We start from the raw sequence: 18,063 nt of genomic DNA, 5'->3' as shown, positions 1-18,063 counted from the left end.
CTGAAAGATGGAAAAACAAACAATTTTTTGTTGACTATGTATCAGAAACTCGGTAAACGTAGAGTTAAGCAAACACAATTAACGTTGAATATTTATTTATGCCATCTAACAGCCTAGTAGTAATGACCACGACCATTATTATTACCGACACGACACATGTTGGGGCAGGCTGCTGAGCGAAAGAAATTCACAAAAAAGGCCTGTATCCAACAAGATACAGGCCTTTTTTTATGCTTTTTTATCCAGAATTTAGACAAATTTAAGAAGATATACCGGAGGAAGGGATGCGAGTATTGAAGTTTGGCGGATCATCACTAGCTGATGCAGATCGCTTTTTGAGAGCGGCAGACATTATTGCCAATAACGCTCAACAAGAAGAAGTGGCGGTTGTTCTTTCCGCTCCTGGTAAAACAACAAACAAATTGGTTGCGGTCATTGAAGGCGCATTGCGCAATGGTGAAGCAGAACTACAAATCAAAGAGTTGGAGGAGTCGTTTAAAACGCTCTTCACTCAAGTCCAAGCAGTACTACCCAATATCGATGGTTCAGCTTTCGATAACCAAGTGAAAACTTCTCTCTCTCAATTACGCCAATTCGTTCATGGCATCAATCTTCTTGGCATGTGCCCAAACAATGTTAATGCACGTATTATTAGCAAAGGCGAACGCGTTTCGATTCAATTGATGAAAGCGGTGTTAGAAGCCAAAGGCCAGCCTGCACATCTTATCGACCCAGTTGAATACCTATACGCAAAAGGTGATCACCTTGAAGCCATGGTCGATGTTGAAGTTTCGACTCAGAACTTCCGCCAGAATCCTCTTCCTCAAGGTCATGTGAACATCATGCCTGGCTTTACCGCAGGTAACGAGAAAGGTGAATTGGTAACACTTGGTCGCAATGGCTCTGATTATTCGGCGGCGGTTCTTGCGGCGTGTCTGCGCGCAGATTGCTGTGAGATCTGGACAGACGTAGATGGTGTGTACAACTGTGACCCTCGCTTAGTCGAAGATGCTCGCCTACTTAAATCTCTTAGCTATCAAGAAGCGATGGAGCTTTCTTACTTCGGTGCTTCCGTTCTGCACCCGAAAACCATCGCCCCAATCGCACAGTTCCACATCCCATGTCTGATCAAAAACAGCTTTAACCCACAAGGTGCAGGAACTTTGATTGGGCAAGACACTGGTGAAGACAATCTGGCGATCAAAGGTATCACGACGCTAAACGACCTAACTATGGTTAACGTCTCCGGCCCAGGTATGAAGGGTATGGTTGGCATGGCAAGCCGCGTATTTGGCGCAATGTCTTCCGCTGGTGTGTCTATTGTTCTTATTACTCAGTCTTCTTCTGAGTACAGCATTAGCTTCTGTATTGAGGCAGAAGATAAAGCAAAAGCGCAACAAGTACTGGCCGATGCGTTTGAGTTGGAACTGAAAGATAGCTTATTAGAGCCGGTCGAGTTTATTGATAATGTTTCAATCATAACGTTGGTTGGTGACGGCATGCGTACATCGCGCGGTGTTGCATCTCGCTTCTTCTCATCTCTTGCTGAAGTGAACGTAAACATTGTAGCCATCGCACAGGGCTCATCTGAGCGTGCTATCTCAGCCGTGATTCCTGAAGATAAAATCTCTGAAGCGATCAAAGCGTGTCACGAAAACCTATTCAACTCTAAGCACTTCTTAGACGTATTCGTGGTTGGTATTGGTGGCGTTGGTGGTGAGCTGGTGGATCAGATCGAGCGTCAACAGGCGAAGCTTGCGGAAAAAGGCATCGTTATTCGCGTGTGTGGCTTGGCAAACAGCAAAGGTCTTCTGCTTGATAGTGAAGGTCTGCCACTCGATCATTGGCGTGATCGTATGTCGGCAGCGACAGAAGAGTTCAGCCTAGCGCGTTTGATTTCTTTGGTTCAACGTAACCACATCATCAACCCAGTATTGGTTGACTGTACATCAAGTGAAGATATTGCGAATCAATACGCTGATTTCCTAGCTGCTGGTTTCCATGTCGTTACACCAAATAAAAAAGCAAATACAGCAAGCATGGCATACTACCATCAGCTTCGCGATGTTGCGCGCAGCTCTCGTCGCAAGCTGATGTACGAAACAACTGTGGGGGCGGGTCTACCGGTAATCGAAAACCTGCAAAACCTAATCTCAGCGGGTGATGAGCTAGAGCGCTTCAGCGGTATTCTTTCTGGCTCTCTGTCATACATCTTCGGTAAGTTAGATGAAGGTATGAGCCTAAGTGAAGCAACTAATATCGCAAAAGAAAATGGTTTTACTGAACCGGATCCTCGTGATGACCTTTCTGGTATGGATGTCGCGCGTAAGCTTCTGATCCTAGCTCGTGAAGCAGGCATGTCTCTAGAACTAGAAGACGTTGTGGTTGATCAAGCACTGCCACCAGGTTTTGATGATTCTGGTAGCGTTGATGAATTTATGGCGCGTTTACCTGAAGCAGACGCCTACTTTAAAGAATTATCTGCAAAGGCAGCGGAAGAAGGCAAAGTACTGCGCTACGTTGGTGAGATTAATGAGGGCAAGTGCACAGTAAGCATCGCTGCGGTGGATGAAAACGATCCAATGTATAAAATCAAGGACGGTGAAAACGCACTGGCATTTTACAGCCGTTACTATCAGCCAATCCCACTAGTGTTACGTGGCTATGGTGCAGGCACCGAAGTAACGGCTGCGGGTGTATTTTCTGACGTGATGCGTACTTTAGGTTGGAAACTAGGGGTATAACAATAATGAGTTCAAGTGATATGGATGTAGTGGTTTATGCCCCAGCATCAATTGGTAATGTAAGCGTTGGCTTTGATGTGCTGGGGGCTGCCGTGTCTCCAGTGGATGGCACACTATTGGGTGACCGTGTATTGGTGAAATCTGGGGCTGACCCGTTCAGCCTTAAAACGGCGGGTGATTTTGTTGAGAAATTGCCAACTGAACCAAAAGAGAACATCGTCTACGACTGTTGGCTTGTGTTTGCTCGTGAGTTAGACAAAAAAGGCGTTGAGCTAAAACCACTTGAGATGACGCTAGAAAAGAACATGCCAATTGGCTCTGGTTTAGGCTCAAGTGCATGTTCTATCGTTGCTGCATTAGATGCATTGAACCGATTCCATGGACAGCCACTTAACGAGACAGAATTACTAGCGCTGATGGGAGAGATGGAAGGCAAGATCTCTGGTGGTATTCACTACGACAACGTTGCGCCATGTTACCTTGGTGGTGTGCAACTGATGCTTGAAGAGTTGGGTATCATCAGTCAAGAAGTACCTTGCTTTGATGATTGGTACTGGGTGATGGCGTATCCGGGTATCAAGGTATCAACGGCGGAAGCGCGTGAGATCCTACCATCTCAATACCGCCGACAAGATATCATTGCTCATGGTCGCCACCTTGCGGGCTTTATTCATGCGTGTCATTCTGGTCAGCCAGAACTTGCTGCAAAAATGATCAAAGACGTGATCGCAGAACCGTATCGTGAGAAACTGCTTCCAGGTTTTGCGAATGCACGTCAATACGCAGCGTCTGCGGGTGCATTGGCAACCGGTATTTCTGGCAGTGGTCCGACACTGTTCAGTATTTGCAAAGAGAAAGATGTCGCTGAGCGAGTTGCTCGCTGGTTAGAACAAAACTACGTACAAAACGAAGAAGGATTCGTCCACGTTTGTCGTCTAGATAAGCAGGGTTCGAAAGTAACAGGAAGTGAGCTATGAAGCTTTACAATATAAAAGAAAATGATGAACAAGTTTCCTTTGGCCAAGCCGTTCGCCAAGGGTTAGGCCGTAACCAAGGTCTATTTTTTCCATCGGAATTACCAAAATTTGAATATATCGATGCGCTGCTTGCAGAAGACTTTGTCTCTCGTAGCACTAAGATTCTATCGGCGTTAATTGGAGATGAACTTACAGAGGAGCAAGTGAATGCCCTTGTTGATGCTGCGTTTCAATTCCCTGCGCCTATCAACCAAGTAAAAGACGGTGTTTATGCACTGGAACTGTTCCATGGTCCAACGCTTGCGTTTAAAGACTTTGGTGGTCGCTTTATGGCGCAATCTCTTGCTGCGGTTTCGGACGGCGGCAAGATCACCATTCTGACGGCAACGTCTGGCGATACTGGCGCAGCCGTTGCGCATGCTTTCTACGGTATGGAAGACATCAATGTTGTGATTCTTTACCCGAAAGGAAAAATCAGCCCACTGCAAGAGAAGTTATTCTGTACGCTTGGTAAAAACATTCACACTGTCGCGATCGATGGCGACTTCGATGCGTGTCAGGCACTGGTTAAGCAAGCTTTTGATGATTCTGCACTGCGTGAAGAGATCGGTCTGAACTCTGCAAACTCAATCAACATCAGCCGTTTGATGGCGCAAATCTGTTACTACTTTGAAGCAGCTGCGCAAATGAGCAAGCAAGAGCGTGAAAACCTAGTGGTATCAGTACCAAGCGGTAACTTCGGTAACCTAACTGCTGGTCTATTGGCAAAAGCGTTGGGCTTGCCTATCAAACGCTTTATCGCTGCAACTAATGCCAATGACACGGTTCCTCGCTACCTAGAAACAGGTAAGTGGGAGCCAAAACCAACAGTCGCAACAACATCGAACGCGATGGACGTGAGCCAACCAAACAACTGGCCTCGTATCGAAGAGCTGTGCCGTGTGAAAGAGTGGGGCTTGGAGACGTTAGGTAAAGGTGCAGTATCTGATGAGCAAAGCGCACAGTCAGTGAAAGACTTACATGCTCTAGGCTATCTATGCGAACCGCACGGTGCGATTGCTTACCGCGTTCTTGAAGAACAATTGCAAGACGGTGAAACCGGTCTGTTCCTATGTACTGCTCACCCTGCGAAGTTCAAAGAAGTCGTGGATGATATTCTAGAATCCGATATCGAGCTTCCTGCGCCACTAGCGAAGCACGCTGCGATGGAGCTGCTATCGGAAGAGCTCGACGCAGACTTTGACGCATTGAAACAAGTACTGCGCCGCGTGCAGTAAGCTTCAAAGTATAGTAAGTATCAAAAACAGAAATAACGAGAGGTGAATGAGTAATCATTCACCTTTTTTATTGTCGGTAAGTTTTGACTCTCTTTATTATTGAGAAACGAACTTAACTAAATGAGATGAAAAGAGAAGCATGCATTTTTTGATTTTTCTTGGCTCAGTGAGAAACAGCACGCCACCACGACCAGCCCGTTTAGGAATGCGAGTCAGTAAAGCGTGTGAAAAACTCATCGCGAGTCAACATTCGCAACATACGGTCGAAATCATCGACCCTTTGAATTACGACTTTGGCGATGTGTTTAAGCCCGAGTTTGCTTATCGCCGCTCTAAAGTTCCGCAGCACCTAAGTGAGCTGGCAGACAAAATCAAACAGGCCGATGGGTATGTGATGGTTAGCCCGGAATATAACCATTCGATGAGTCCTGCTTTGGCGAACATGCTTAACCATTTCGGCAGTTCGCTGTTTTCTTACAAGCCGAGTGCTATCGTGACCTATTCTGCCGGACAATGGGGTGGTGTTAGAGCTGCTGTTTCTATGCGTACCTTCTTATCTGAACTTGGATGTCTACCTGTCTCTGCGATGATCCACATTCCGAAAGCGCAAGAAGTCTTTGATGAACAGGGCGTTGCTGCGGATGAGTCGGAGCAGACGCAGTGGGACAACTATATGAATCGCACTATGCATCAAATGATTTGGTGGGCAGAAGGGGCGTCACTGCAAAGAGATAGGCTTGATCCAACCTCTTTAGCGCAAGCGTTTCAGAAAGATCCTTCGCAAAGAAATGCACCTTAGAGGCGAGTTGCTTTCCATTATAGAAAGGGTTTAGAAGGATTCTGAAACAAAAAAAGCTTGGTCATTGCAGACCAAGCTTTTTAAATTCTAGCGAGCTAGTTTACTGAGAGATTATAGAGTCTCAGTAAAAGTACGAGCGATTACATCACGTTGTTGCTCTGGAGTTAGCGAGTTAAAACGTACTGCGTAACCAGAAACACGAATAGTTAGTTGTGGGTATTTCTCTGGGTGTGCAACTGCATCTTCTAGTGTTTCGCGTTTAAGCACGTTCACGTTTAGGTGTTGGCCGCCTTCGATACGAGGAGCAGTTTCGATTGCAACTTCACGGCTTTCGTATTCACCTAGGTCGCTGATTGCGATAACTTGGTCTGCTTCGTAGCCAGCAGTTGCAGCAACACAACGAGCTTCATTTTTTTCGCTATCTAATAGCCAGATAGAGTTTAGTAGGTCGTCGTTTGCCGCTTTTGTAATTTGGATACCTTGGATCATCACTATCTCCTAGACCACTTACGTGGTGATTATTGGTGTTAATTTTCGAATTTTCGTTGAGCTGAGTATTATATAGCTAATATCCACTATTTTAATATTGATTTAAGTCAAAAAACAACCAAAAACATCATTTTTATTAAGGTAATTTTATTGAGTTAAATCAATAAAACCTTTGAAAACAAACTAATTACAATTTATTTGATAATATAAAAAATATTTAATAACTGGTTTTGTTGTAAATTTACTACAAATTGAGATTAAAGTTTAAACTGGTTAACGCAACTATCTGTATTTAGGTAGCAATACTGAAAGTCTAAAGTGATTAAATGACAAACATGAAAAACAAGCTTGGGAATAAACTCATTGGTGCACATGTCTCTGCTGCTGGTGGGGTCGATCAAGCTCCGTTGAGAGCTCGTGAAATTGGCGCGAATGCATTCGCACTATTTACAAAAAACCAACGCCAGTGGGTGGCGAAGCCTTTAGAAGCAAAAACCATCAGTGCGTTTAAAGCGAACTGTAAAATGCTGGGTTTCGGAGCAGAACATATTCTTCCCCATGATTCTTATCTGATTAACTTGGGTGCGCCGGAAGAAGAAAAGCTGAATAAATCCCGCGCGGCATTTATTGATGAAATGGAGCGTTGTAATCAGTTAGGGCTGACTTTGCTTAACTTCCACCCGGGTAGTCACCTAAAGAAAGTCTCTGAACAGGAGTGCCTCGCAACGATCGCCGAGTCGATCAATCTTGCGCATAAAGCGGTGCCGAATGTGATCGCTGTTATCGAGAATACGGCAGGTCAAGGCACTAACTTAGGCTGGAAGTTTGAGCACCTTGCTGAAATCATCGAGCAAGTGGAAGATAAAGATCGTGTCGGCGTTTGTATTGATACCTGCCATACCTTTACGGCTGGTTATGACTTACGTACAAAAGAAGATTGCGAGCGCACCTTTGCAGAGTTCGACCGTATCGTAGGTATGCACTATTTAAGAGCAATGCATCTAAATGATTCAAAAGTAGAGTTTGCCAGCAAAGTAGATCGCCACCATTCTCTTGGTAAAGGAGAGATCGGGTGGGATTGCTTTGAGTACATCGCGAAAGACCCTCGTTTTGATGGTATCCCTCTGATTTTAGAAACAATTGATCCAGATATTTGGCAGCAAGAGATCAACACGTTGCGTCAATTCCATTTAGCGGCCATTGACAGTTAATGGCGTAACCACAAAGTTGGCACCTTTCTTTCTTAGTCATTGAACATCAATCTCTGAATTAGCAAAGAAGGATGCCAACATGTCTCGACCACTCTCTTTTACTCCTTATGCTTACACTCGTCGCGTGCTTCGCTTACCGATGCCTAATCGTCACATTACCGGACAGGGGCACTTTCGAACGCCACAGAAGCATTAGTCTTTTATTACTTGTCTCAAGTTCGTGGTAAGTTTTTGTTTGTTTGAGTTTCGCTCGTTAGAATAGAAGCAAAATTTAGGACAGGAACTTTCCATGAATCAGTCACCCACTTGGCACGATGTGATCGGCGAAGAGAAAAAGCAGATCTACTTTGTAGACACCTTGAATTTTGTTGAAGCCGAACGCGCCGCAGGCAAAGCTATTTTTCCTCCCGCAAAAGATGTCTTTAACGCGTTTCGTTTTACCGAGTTCAAAGACGTTAAGGTCGTGATTCTAGGACAAGACCCATACCACGGCCCAAATCAGGCGCATGGCCTGTGTTTCTCTGTACTTCCTGGCATTAAAACGCCACCGTCACTGGTTAATATGTATAAAGAGCTGGCGCAAGATATTGAAGGTTTCCAAATCCCTCAGCATGGTTTTTTGCAAAGCTGGGCTGAACAAGGCGTATTGTTACTCAATACGGTATTAACGGTGGAGCAAGGTAAAGCGCATTCACATTCAAAGACAGGTTGGGAAACGTTTACTGATCGAGTGATTGAAGCCATTAATCAGCATCAAGAAGGTGTAGTGTTCTTGCTGTGGGGTTCACATGCACAGAAGAAAGGTCGTTTTATCGATCGCAATAAGCACCATGTGTTAGCTGCCCCACACCCATCGCCACTTTCTGCACATCGAGGCTTTTTCGGTTGTAAGCATTTCTCTCAAGCAAACCAGTTGCTTACATCACAAGAAAAAGCACCAATTAACTGGCATTTGCCATTAACGGTATAAATGAAGAGACAGCGATCATGGGTGGTATGATCGCTGTTTTTTTGAGCACGCTCGAGGCTGATAGTAAATTTCTCATGTACACTTACTAAAAGTAGGTGTTAAGGAGAGACGCTATGATGATCGAAAGAATTCGACGCGAACATGGTTATATGGTTCGTCTGTTGGCGATACTGCGCCATAAGCTTAATGAGATAAAAAAAGAACGTGTAATCAACTATGCGTTAGTAAGCGAGATTGTTGATTACCTCTCTAATCATTCGGAGAAAGTACACCACCCGAAAGAAGATATCCTCTATCACCACTTTCTTGAACACTATGGTAAGCAACAAACCATGGAAAATTTAGAGAAAGAACATCTAGAGTTAGCGAGTAAAACCAGAGAGTTTTCATCCGTGATAGAGATGATCCTTCAGGATGCTGTTGTGCCACAAGACATGTTTGTCGCTCACCTAGAAGATTTCATAGAATCGCAAAGGCACCACTTGGAGCTAGAAGAGCGAAAAATTTTGCCTCTCATTGAAGAGTTATTTACCACAGAAGATTGGCAGCACGTCGAGAGCTTATGGAGCGTCAGTGAGGATGATCCTGTGTTTGGTGACACGATTGCTGATCGTTATAAGCAGTTGGCCGAACGTGTTCGTCAAAGTGATACTGAGTATGTTTAAGCCTGAGTGATGAAACCTGAGCGAGCGAAAGCCGTCTCTCGGGTTTGTGAGATACATTTCTTATTTATTGGGAATCAACCGAAAATTTAGTGTGCATATTTCTCGGCAAAAAGTACGGAAGATTCTCATTGAGTAATAATGGTATTCATACTTAAACCTTGGTACATAAACTCACGGTGTTTACGGTCACTGTAAACAAAAAACAAAAGGCACCTGTAAGGTGCCTTTTGTTTGAATTAGAGTTTAATGTCTTCCAAGTTATAATCGGTACAGACATCAAGTTCGCGCAGCTCTTTAAGCAAATTGCGTCTGTCGTTCATCTCTTCTATTTCACGCCACTTTCGCTTTACTGGTTTGGCACGAGATTTGGTTGTTGAGGTAGTATCCAGATTAAAAATGTCATCTAGTTGAAAGCCTTCCATAAGCCACCTTTACCTTTCTTAAGCTAAACTGTTGTAACCAGTCCTTGTGGAGTTTTTTAAGTACCACAATAGCCGTGAGAATAACCATGATATATTTCGCATTTGTGTCGGTAGCATGACATTTTCGTGCAAAAATATTCTCAAAATCACACTTTTTATTGCAACGATGTGGATAAAAAATGCACAAACGATCTCAAGAAAACGATTAAATAGAGAGATTTTCTATGTTAATTCGATTTGATGAATGGGTGCACTGCGCAAAGGTTAAAGTTGCATAAAATCAGTTTGATGGAATAGTGTTCAATTAGATGGTAAGTCACTAGCGTAAATTTATGTAACACCTTGTGAATACTAGCTTGTTCTTGTTTATACGGTTTGCCATTCCATTTAATGAAGAATAATTATTTATGTTGGTGTTTGGTAATTGAAATGTTGCGCAGTTTGAGTGTTAAGTCTTCTATTTATGTTATTTTTTGGTGACTTTATAGTGAAAAATAACAACATTATTCTTGTTGTTGCATATTGATTTTTGCGCTCCTAGGTTGCATTATCCGCCCGTCAAAAAATACGCTGGTACGTAAAATGGATGCATGAAGCGACGTTTACGATTCTAGATTGCCCATAAACATTACTTAAAAAGCTAAGCACACTTTGACACTTAGCAGGCAATTTGGTGGATGGCTAGGACGCATAGACTGGCGCAACTCACTTTGAGGTACACATGACAGACTTAATCAATTTGATGAACGATCTCCTCTGGGGCTCGATTCTGGTTTATCTTCTTGTTGGTGTTGGTATTTACTTCACCGTTCGATTAGGGTTCATTCAGTTCCGCCATTTCGGCCACATGTTCTCTGTTCTTAAGAACAGCCGTAAAGCAGACAAAGCTGGTATTTCCTCTTTCCAAGCGCTTTGTACTAGTCTTGCTGCACGTGTTGGTACAGGTAACATGGCGGGCGTTGCAGTTGCATTGACTGCGGGTGGTCCTGGTGCGATCTTCTGGATGTGGCTGATTGCAATGCTTGGTATGGCAACATCGTTTGCTGAGAGCACACTGGCGCAGCTATACAAAACCAAAGATGATGATGGCAACTACCGTGGTGGTCCTGCCTACTACATGGAAAAAGGCCTGGGCATGCGTTGGATGGGCGTGTTGTTCTCAGTTTTCCTAATCATCGCTTTTGGTTTGGTATTCAACGCCGTACAAGCTAACTCAATTGCCAATGCAATGAGCAACGCATTTGGTTGGAATAACCTGTATGTCGGTATTGCCGTTGTTTTACTGTCTGCAATTGTTATTTTCGGTGGCATCAAGCGTATCGCAAGAGTTGCTGAGATGATCGTTCCGATCATGGCACTACTTTATCTAGCCCTAGCGCTGTTCATCATGTTCTCTAACCTAGAGAAATTACCTGATGTATTGATGCTTATCTTTAAGAGTGCATTTGGTCTGCAAGAAGCAGCAGCAGGTGGTCTTGGCTACGCAATTGCACAGGCAATGATTAACGGTATCAAGCGCGGTCTATTCTCGAATGAAGCAGGTATGGGTTCTGCACCTAACGCGGCAGCTTCAGCAACACCTTACCCACCACACCCAGCGTCTCAAGGTTACGTACAGATGCTAGGCGTGTTCATGGATACGATCGTTATCTGTTCTGCGACAGTGGCTATCATCCTGATGTCTGGTGAGTATGTCGGTCAAGCAACAGAAGTGACGGGTATCGAGCTAACTCAGCGTGCATTGAGCTCACAAGTTGGCGATTGGGGCGGCATCTTTGTTGCTGTGGCAATCTTCTTCTTTGCGTTTACTTCAATCATTGCAAACTACTCGTATGCTGAAACGAACTTAATCTTCCTAGAGCACAATCATAAAGCGGGCTTAAGCATTTTCCGCGCTATTGTTCTTGGTATGGTGATGTTTGGTGCACTAGCTTCGTTACCAGTCGTATGGTCGCTTGCTGATGTCTCTATGGGTCTGATGGCGATAGTCAACTTGGTGGCGATCATCTTGCTATCTGGCATCGTGATTAAACTGGCCAAAGATTACAACCGCCAGCTTGGTGAAGGCAAAGTGCCAACATTTGATGCGAATGATTTCCCAGAGCTGAAATCTCAGCTTGAAGAAGGCATTTGGTACAACGATAAAAAAGACTAAGTGAGCTATCACTCATAGTTGAAAGCTATTAGTACGATGTAAAAAGCCATGCAGACAATGCATGGCTTTTTTTGTACCCTATTAAAAACAAAATTAGAGAAGGGAAAGTCATGCTTATCGTAGTTTCTCCAGCGAAGACTCTTGATTACGAGTCTCCGTTAGCGACAGAAAAATTTACTCAACCTGAGTTGGTCGAATACTCAAAAGAGCTTATCGATGTTTGCCGCAAACTGACTCCTGCTGATGTTGCCTCTTTAATGAAAGTGAGCGACAAGATTGCCGATTTAAATGTGGGTCGATTCCAAGAGTGGAGTGAAACGTTTACCACTGAAAACTCACGACAAGCCATTCTTGCATTTAAAGGTGACGTTTACACAGGGCTAGACGCCGAAAGTTTATCTGAAGCGGACTTCGAATATGCTCAAGATCATCTGCGTATGCTATCGGGTCTTTATGGTTTACTAAAACCACTTGATTTGATGCAGCCATACCGTCTTGAAATGGGTACCAAGCTTGCAAACGACAAGGGTACGAACTTGTACCAGTTTTGGGGCAATGTAATTACGGACAAGCTTAACGAAGCGATTTCTGCTCAAGGTGATAATGTCCTTATCAACCTTGCATCAAATGAATACTTTAAAGCGGTTAAGCCAAAGAATTTAGATGCGCAAGTGATCACGCCAGTATTCAAAGATTGTAAGAATGGTCAATACAAGGTCATCAGTTTTTACGCGAAGAAAGCGCGCGGTATGATGGCGCGTTACATCATTGAAAACCGTGTTGAGAGCGTTGCAGACCTGACTAAGTTTGATACGGCGGGTTACTACTTTGTGGAAGATGAATCGACGCCAACAGAGTTAGTATTTAAACGCGAAGAGCAAAAATAAAGCTGATTGAGACGTAGTCTACGTTAATCTCTATCAGCACAAACGAAAAAGGGTTGGCATTGCCAACCCTTTGTTATTTTCTAGCTTGAGCTACTTGGCCCCAACAAGATTACTTCTTCTTAGCGGTTTTCTTTTTCGCTACTTTTTTCTTGTCGTCTTTTTTCTTTTTCTTCTTAAACACAGGCTTTTTGTGTTTAGGACGCATCTCTTTCACGAAACGCTCTTTGATGTCTTCTTTCACGTAACGTGCAACGCGATCCATCATTGGTTGGTCGTGTGCTTCTACGATTGAGATAGCGTTACCTTTCTTACCTGCGCGAGCCGTACGGCCGATACGGTGAAGGTAAACATCAGCCGTGCGCGGCATGTCGTAGTTGATAACGTGTGATACATCCGGAAGATCGATACCACGCGCAGCAACGTCCGTCGCGAGCAGCACGTTCACAGTTCCATCGCGGAAGCGAGAAATCGCATTGTTACGACGATCTTGCGGCATTTCACCTTGAATCCAAGAACATGGAATCTGTGCACTTTCAAGCTGCGCTCGTAGCTCAGCCAAACGCTCACGAGTCTTTAAAAAGACGATAGTGCGCTCAGCTTGCTGAGTAATAATGTGTTTTAGTAATTCCAGTTTGTGTTCAGCATCATCAGCTCGGTGGTACCACTGAGCAATTTTCTTACGCTCACGCAGCGGCGATTTTGCGTCGATCTCTGCTGGGTCATTCAACAGATCAGCGGTAAAGCCTTCTACGCCTTTCCCTTCTAACGTTGCTGAGAACAGAAGGGTTTGCTTACGCCAGCGACATTCGTTAGATAGGCGATCGACTGTAGGAGCAAAACCCATATCTAGCATACGGTCTGCTTCATCAAGGATTAACCATTCGATTGCACGACAATCAAAACGTTCTGCATCAATGTATTCTTTTAAACGGCCAGGTGTCGCAACCACAATGTCTTGTGTTGTTGCAAGGATGTCGGCGTGCTCTTGGTACTGAACACCACCAGTGATGGTGAAAATGTTGAGTTTGGTATTTTTTGCCAAAGCACGTGCTTGATCGGCAATTTGCATCGCCAGTTCGCGAGTAGGCGTTAGGATCAAAATACGCGCAGGTCCAGGCTTACGACGAGGGAAGTCTTGCAAGTATTGCAATGCTGGCAGGACGAAGGCGGCCGTTTTACCAGTTCCTGTTGGCGCTGACGCTAGAATGTCACGACCGTCCAACGCTTGTGGAATCGCTTCTGCCTGAATTTTTGTTGGGCGTTCGTAACCCATCTCTTCAATGGCTTCAAGTAGGTTTTGGTCTAGATCAAGTTCAGCAAAGGTTCTGATCACAATGAGTTCTCCACAAGCAAAGCTTGGTTAATGGTTCGCCACAACAGCATAGAATACAAAAAGGTCGCACATTATAAAGTGATTGGTGATAAGGATCACATGTTATTTCACATCTTAAGATAAAACTCGCGGGTTAACTGGATGAAATCATCACTATAGCCGTCATTTGAACGGATAATTAAATGTGACGTCTGCAAATCGCAAGGTCGTTTTGACAGTTCAAATAACAGTCGGTGTACTGGTTTCTTTTCTGATGGTTGCACACGACAGATCCGCGATAGATACCAACTTTGGTTTAATGCTAGCTCAATGAACTGCTCGCCTTCGGTGATTGGCAACACAAAACTAGCTCTCCCTTCGTCATCAAGCAAATGATAGCAACGCTGCAGCAATGCGTTATGGCCTAGCGTATCAGTGTGCCTCGCGGTTGCACGTTGACTGTGTTTCGATTGCTCGCCGCTGTTGAAGTAGGGCGGGTTACAAATGATGCGTTGGAATGGATGTGTCGGCGTAAAGTGCAGTATGTCGGTGTGATGCACACTTACACGATCTGACCAAGGAGACTGGGCCATATTTTTTTGCGCGGCAGCAACGGCTGTTAATTCGATATCGACCGCGGTTATTTGAGCTTCTGTAAAGCGTTGAGCACACATCAGGGCAAGCAGGCCAGTGCCAGTGCCAATATCGAGAATTTTAGCGTCGTTAGGGCTTTGAATCCAAGCACCAAGCATTACCCCATCTGTGCTGACTGGCATACCACTCTCGCCACCCTCAATACAAAATTGCTTAAAATTGAAGCCTTTAGTTTTCAGTTTTTTGTTCTTCATGATTGTTTTATATTTGCTCAATAATTAAGTGGATTGCTCTATTGTTTATTAATTGTATAGATTGTTGTTTTGTTGGTTATTAAATTGTATTGTTAATTGATCGAGATAAAGAACTGGTCTTTTATTTGGATATGGTTATATCCACTGCTTTTAAGTTTGAAAACTAAATTAATATGGTGTTTTTTTCTTAAAGGTTGCCAAATGATGAGTCTTTCGTCATTATGCGGCGAAAATTTTATAGATTGAACCACGTGTACTTATTGACTTTAGGTATACAAAAAGTGGTCTAAGCATACACAACATTCATTAATTAAAAGACAAGGGTTATCTGTGAAGCAGACGTTAAAACTAACAGATATTATCGCAGTAGGCTTTATGCTATTTGCGTTCTTTTTAGGTGCGGGCAATATTATCTTTCCACCTCTAGCGGGTCAGTTAGCGGGTGAAAACTTAATGCCAGCTATGTTTGGTTTCTTGCTAACAGCGGTAGGTCTACCTCTTATTACTATCGTTGCTATTGCTGTTGCTGGTGGTTCTTGGGATCACTTGACGCAAGATCTTCCGAAAAAAGCGGCAGTTCTTATGGCTGCACTGATTTTCATCATCATTGGTCCTGCGTTTGCAGCGCCTCGTACTGGCCTAGTGGCTTACGAGATGGCGGTGAAACCTTTCTTCCTTGAGGCGTCACAAACGCATCTGACAGCGTTCTCAGTGATCTTCTTTATCGCAGCAATGATGTTCTCATGGTTCCAAGGCCGTTTGATCGATCTCATCGGTAAAGTACTGACACCAGCATTGTTCGTTGGTTTGATCATTCTTGCTGTCGCTGTCTTCCTTGATCCTCAGGGCGATATGATTGGCGCGCACGGTGAATACCTAACGCAGCCTCTGACCAAAGGCTTCTTAGAAGGCTACAACACAATGGATACGTTCGCGTCATTGATGTTTGGCATGCTGATGGTTGATGCACTGCGCGGTAAAGGCATTACTGAGCGCTCTGCAACTACTAAATATCTGATCTATGCAGGTTGTATTGCTGCTGCTGGTCTTGCGTTTGTTTACATCTCACTATTTTACTTAGGTGCGACGAGTGCAACGGTTGCTGCTGGTGCTGATAATGGTGGCCTAGTGCTTAGCCAATACGTTCAAGCGTTGTTTGGTCCATACGGTCAAATCGTTCTGTCTGTCATCGTATTGCTAGCGTGTCTGACAACCGCGATTGGCTTGATTTCTGCGTGTTCAGATTTCTTCAGCTCGAAAACACCACTGTCATACAAGCAATGGGTACTGATTAATGGTTCTGTTTGTGCATTGGTTGCAAACGTTGGTCTTGCGCAGCTGATTTCTCTGTCAGTGCCAGTATTGTTTGCGCTGTACCCTGTGGCGATTGCGTTGGTTGCACTAACATTTGTGCGCAGCAAACTGCCGAATCCACGCTTTGCTTACCGTGCAGTACTGCTTGTATCTCTGCTGTTTGCGTTGGTTGATGCGGCAAAAGTATCGGGTATTGATGTTTCTGCGTTTAACATGTTGCCATTATTCGAAGTCGGCATGGGTTGGGTGCTTCCAACATTTGCGGCTATCGTGTGCATGTTCTTCATCGCGAAACCTCGCCCAGAGCTAGCACAAGAAACCGCGTAATCACTTCGCGTTATCAAGATAATAAAAAGCCCGATGAATTACTTCATCGGGCTTTTTACTTTTTAATGATGACGTGTTTGCGCTATTAAAGCGTGTCGTGGAATTCCACAAGAACTTGTTCACACCATTTTTCGATGCGTTCATCACTCAGTTCGTACTGTGAGTCTTCATCTAACGCAAGTCCAACAAACTTGCTGCCATCTTCGATCAATGCTTTCGATGCTTCAAATTCGTAGCCTTCATTTGGCCAGTAACCGATAAAGGTTGCGCCTGTGGCTTGCAATTCATCGTGAAGTAAGCCCATCGCATCTAAATACCACTCTCCGTAACCTTCTTGGTCACCCAGACCAAACAGCGCTACAACTTTGCCTTTCAGTGGTGTGGTCGCGATGTCTAGCCAAATCGCGTTCCAATCTTCTTGAATTTCACCAAAATCCCAAGTTGAGATGCCAAGGAGTAATAAGTCGTAGTCCGCCATTAGTGATAACGGTGTCTCTTTCACATTGTGAATGTCGACAAGGTCTTCACCAATAAGGGTACGAATTTTCTCTGCTGCCATTTCGGTGTAGCAGGTCGTTGAGCCGTAAAAGAGTCCGATTTTCATTATATTCGTCGTTATTTGTGTTGCTGTTGTGGAAGATTCTAACCATAAATTGAGGAAGATTGCAGCGAATATCCTATGTGGGATGATTTTTTATGGTATTGGATTGGCAGGTGCTTTAATCTAAATACTGTAAATATAAACAGATAAGGAAGCATTCATGACGGCACAACAGCCTGTCAATCAACAAGATTTTTCGCTTGTTGAGCAATTCTTAGATGCGATGTGGATGGAGCGTGGCCTATCAGAGAACACGTTGGCTTCCTACCGAAACGATTTAATGAAGCTGCTCGTGTGGATGGAAAAACATCGATACCGTCTTGATTTTATCAGTTTGTCTGGCTTGCAAGAATATCAAAGCCACCTTGTAGACTTAGATTACAAACAGACGTCCCGTGCGCGTATGTTGTCGGCTATTCGTCGTTTATTTCAATACCTGCATCGTGAGAAGGTGCGTGCTGATGACCCGAGTGCGCTCTTGGTTAGCCCTAAACTGCCACAACGTTTACCCAAAGATATTAGTGAAGAGCAAGTGGACGCGTTGCTCGAAGCGCCAGACCCGAATGACCCTATAGAATTGCGCGATAAAGCGATGCTAGAGCTACTCTACGCGACAGGGTTGCGTGTGACAGAGCTCGTCAGTTTGACCATGGAAAATGTTAGCTTGCGCCAAGGGGTGGTGCGCGTGACTGGTAAAGGCGGTAAAGAACGCCTGGTTCCTATGGGGGAAAACGCGGTCGATTGGATCGAGACGTTCATTCAACAAGGGCGCCCTGCGTTACTTGGTGATACATCATCTGATATTGTTTTTCCTAGTAAACGCGCAAGACAAATGACTCGTCAGACGTTTTGGCACCGTATTAAGTACTATGCTTTGATAGCAGGGATTGATACTGATCAGCTGTCGCCGCACGTACTGCGTCATGCCTTTGCCACGCATTTATTGAACTATGGCGCAGATCTCAGGGTCGTACAGATGCTTTTAGGACATAGTGACTTATCGACCACGCAAATTTATACTCACGTGGCGACTGAACGATTGAAGCAGATCCACAGTCAACACCA

The 18,063-nt window shown here is 44.3% G+C and carries 17 protein-coding genes and 1 other annotated feature; of the genes, 12 read left to right on the top strand and 5 right to left on the bottom strand.

The window, feature by feature from the left end; all coding sequences use genetic code 11:
• The first annotated feature begins 98 nt into the window (after positions 1-98).
• The 5 genes from thrL to R7P35_RS20145 all read left to right on the top strand — a co-directional run bounded on the left by thrL (position 99) and on the right by R7P35_RS20145 (position 5,797).
• A complete protein-coding gene (thrL, locus tag R7P35_RS20165) occupies positions 99-176 on the top strand; it encodes a thr operon leader peptide (RefSeq protein ID WP_074192076.1) in 78 nt (25 codons plus the stop codon).
• Positions 112-231 (top strand) — a sequence feature (Thr leader region). Its footprint overlaps the gene before it by 65 nt.
• 53 nt (positions 232-284) lie before the next feature.
• Complete coding sequence (gene thrA, locus R7P35_RS20160) at positions 285-2,744, top strand: bifunctional aspartate kinase/homoserine dehydrogenase I (RefSeq protein ID WP_017821509.1); 2,460 nt, start codon at positions 285-287, stop codon at positions 2,742-2,744.
• Between the two features lie 20 nt (positions 2,745-2,764).
• Positions 2,765-3,721, top strand: a complete 957-nt coding sequence (thrB, locus tag R7P35_RS20155; protein ID WP_017635074.1) for a homoserine kinase — start codon at positions 2,765-2,767, stop codon at positions 3,719-3,721.
• On the top strand, positions 3,718-4,998 hold the full coding sequence (gene thrC / locus R7P35_RS20150; protein ID WP_318092531.1) for a threonine synthase: 1,281 nt from the start codon (positions 3,718-3,720) through the stop codon (positions 4,996-4,998). Before thrB ends, thrC begins: the two co-directional genes overlap by 4 nt.
• A gap of 139 nt (positions 4,999-5,137) precedes the next feature.
• Positions 5,138-5,797 carry an NADPH-dependent FMN reductase gene (locus R7P35_RS20145; RefSeq protein WP_213904804.1) on the top strand — a complete coding sequence of 220 codons (660 nt, stop codon included), beginning with the start codon at positions 5,138-5,140 and terminating at the stop codon, positions 5,795-5,797.
• Positions 5,798-5,908: 111 nt separating this feature from the next.
• Here R7P35_RS20145 and grcA read toward each other — a convergent pair whose 3' ends face one another.
• The gene (gene grcA, locus R7P35_RS20140; protein ID WP_005381814.1) at positions 5,909-6,286 is read right to left on the bottom strand and encodes an autonomous glycyl radical cofactor GrcA; all 378 of its coding nucleotides are present in this window, start codon (positions 6,284-6,286) and stop codon (positions 5,909-5,911) included.
• A gap of 326 nt (positions 6,287-6,612) precedes the next feature.
• On the opposite strand from grcA, the gene nfo reads away from it, so the two are divergent.
• From nfo to R7P35_RS20125, 3 genes are all read left to right on the top strand, one after another.
• Positions 6,613-7,497: a deoxyribonuclease IV gene (nfo, locus tag R7P35_RS20135; protein ID WP_017821508.1), complete on the top strand. Its 885-nt coding sequence runs from the start codon at positions 6,613-6,615 to the stop codon at positions 7,495-7,497.
• A 289-nt stretch (positions 7,498-7,786) separates the two neighbouring features.
• On the top strand, positions 7,787-8,467 hold the full coding sequence (gene ung, locus R7P35_RS20130) for a uracil-DNA glycosylase (RefSeq protein WP_042521850.1): 681 nt from the start codon (positions 7,787-7,789) through the stop codon (positions 8,465-8,467).
• Positions 8,468-8,580: 113 nt separating this feature from the next.
• Positions 8,581-9,132, top strand: coding sequence for a hemerythrin domain-containing protein (locus R7P35_RS20125; RefSeq protein WP_005381807.1), 552 nt, complete (start codon positions 8,581-8,583; stop codon positions 9,130-9,132).
• 236 nt (positions 9,133-9,368) lie between these two features.
• Here the strand turns inward: R7P35_RS20125 and R7P35_RS20120 are convergent, their stop codons facing one another.
• Positions 9,369-9,554: a DUF3545 family protein gene (locus R7P35_RS20120; RefSeq protein ID WP_005381805.1), complete on the bottom strand. Its 186-nt coding sequence runs from the start codon at positions 9,552-9,554 to the stop codon at positions 9,369-9,371.
• Between the two features lie 721 nt (positions 9,555-10,275).
• On the opposite strand from R7P35_RS20120, the gene R7P35_RS20115 reads away from it, so the two are divergent.
• Both R7P35_RS20115 and yaaA read left to right on the top strand, forming a co-directional pair.
• Positions 10,276-11,709: a sodium:alanine symporter family protein gene (locus tag R7P35_RS20115; protein WP_318092528.1), complete on the top strand. Its 1,434-nt coding sequence runs from the start codon at positions 10,276-10,278 to the stop codon at positions 11,707-11,709.
• A gap of 110 nt (positions 11,710-11,819) precedes the next feature.
• Entirely contained in the window at positions 11,820-12,596 is a 777-nt protein-coding gene (gene yaaA, locus R7P35_RS20110) for a peroxide stress protein YaaA (RefSeq protein WP_005382848.1), read from the top strand.
• 109 nt (positions 12,597-12,705) lie between these two features.
• Here the strand turns inward: yaaA and srmB are convergent, their stop codons facing one another.
• Together srmB and R7P35_RS20100 are read right to left on the bottom strand one after the other, a co-directional pair.
• Entirely contained in the window at positions 12,706-13,929 is a 1,224-nt protein-coding gene (gene srmB / locus R7P35_RS20105; RefSeq protein ID WP_005381797.1) for an ATP-dependent RNA helicase SrmB, read from the bottom strand.
• 107 nt (positions 13,930-14,036) lie between these two features.
• The gene (locus R7P35_RS20100) at positions 14,037-14,756 is read right to left on the bottom strand and encodes a tRNA1(Val) (adenine(37)-N6)-methyltransferase (RefSeq protein ID WP_017635070.1); all 720 of its coding nucleotides are present in this window, start codon (positions 14,754-14,756) and stop codon (positions 14,037-14,039) included.
• A gap of 330 nt (positions 14,757-15,086) precedes the next feature.
• Between R7P35_RS20100 and brnQ the strand changes: the two genes are divergently transcribed.
• A complete protein-coding gene (brnQ, locus tag R7P35_RS20095; protein WP_005381792.1) occupies positions 15,087-16,397 on the top strand; it encodes a branched-chain amino acid transport system II carrier protein in 1,311 nt (436 codons plus the stop codon).
• A gap of 85 nt (positions 16,398-16,482) precedes the next feature.
• Here the strand turns inward: brnQ and fldB are convergent, their stop codons facing one another.
• Positions 16,483-17,001: a flavodoxin FldB gene (gene fldB / locus R7P35_RS20090; protein ID WP_258458301.1), complete on the bottom strand. Its 519-nt coding sequence runs from the start codon at positions 16,999-17,001 to the stop codon at positions 16,483-16,485.
• Positions 17,002-17,158: 157 nt separating this feature from the next.
• Here fldB and xerD point away from each other — a divergent pair.
• A partial coding sequence (gene xerD, locus R7P35_RS20085; RefSeq protein WP_318086043.1) for a site-specific tyrosine recombinase XerD occupies positions 17,159-18,063 on the top strand: 905 nt, incomplete at its 3' end.

The organism is Vibrio sp. Vb0304 (assembly GCF_033338995.1).
GTDB lineage: Bacteria > Pseudomonadota > Gammaproteobacteria > Enterobacterales > Vibrionaceae > Vibrio > Vibrio alginolyticus.
The sequence above is the reverse complement of the archived record's forward strand: the minus strand, read 5'-3'. Positions and strand labels throughout refer to the sequence as shown.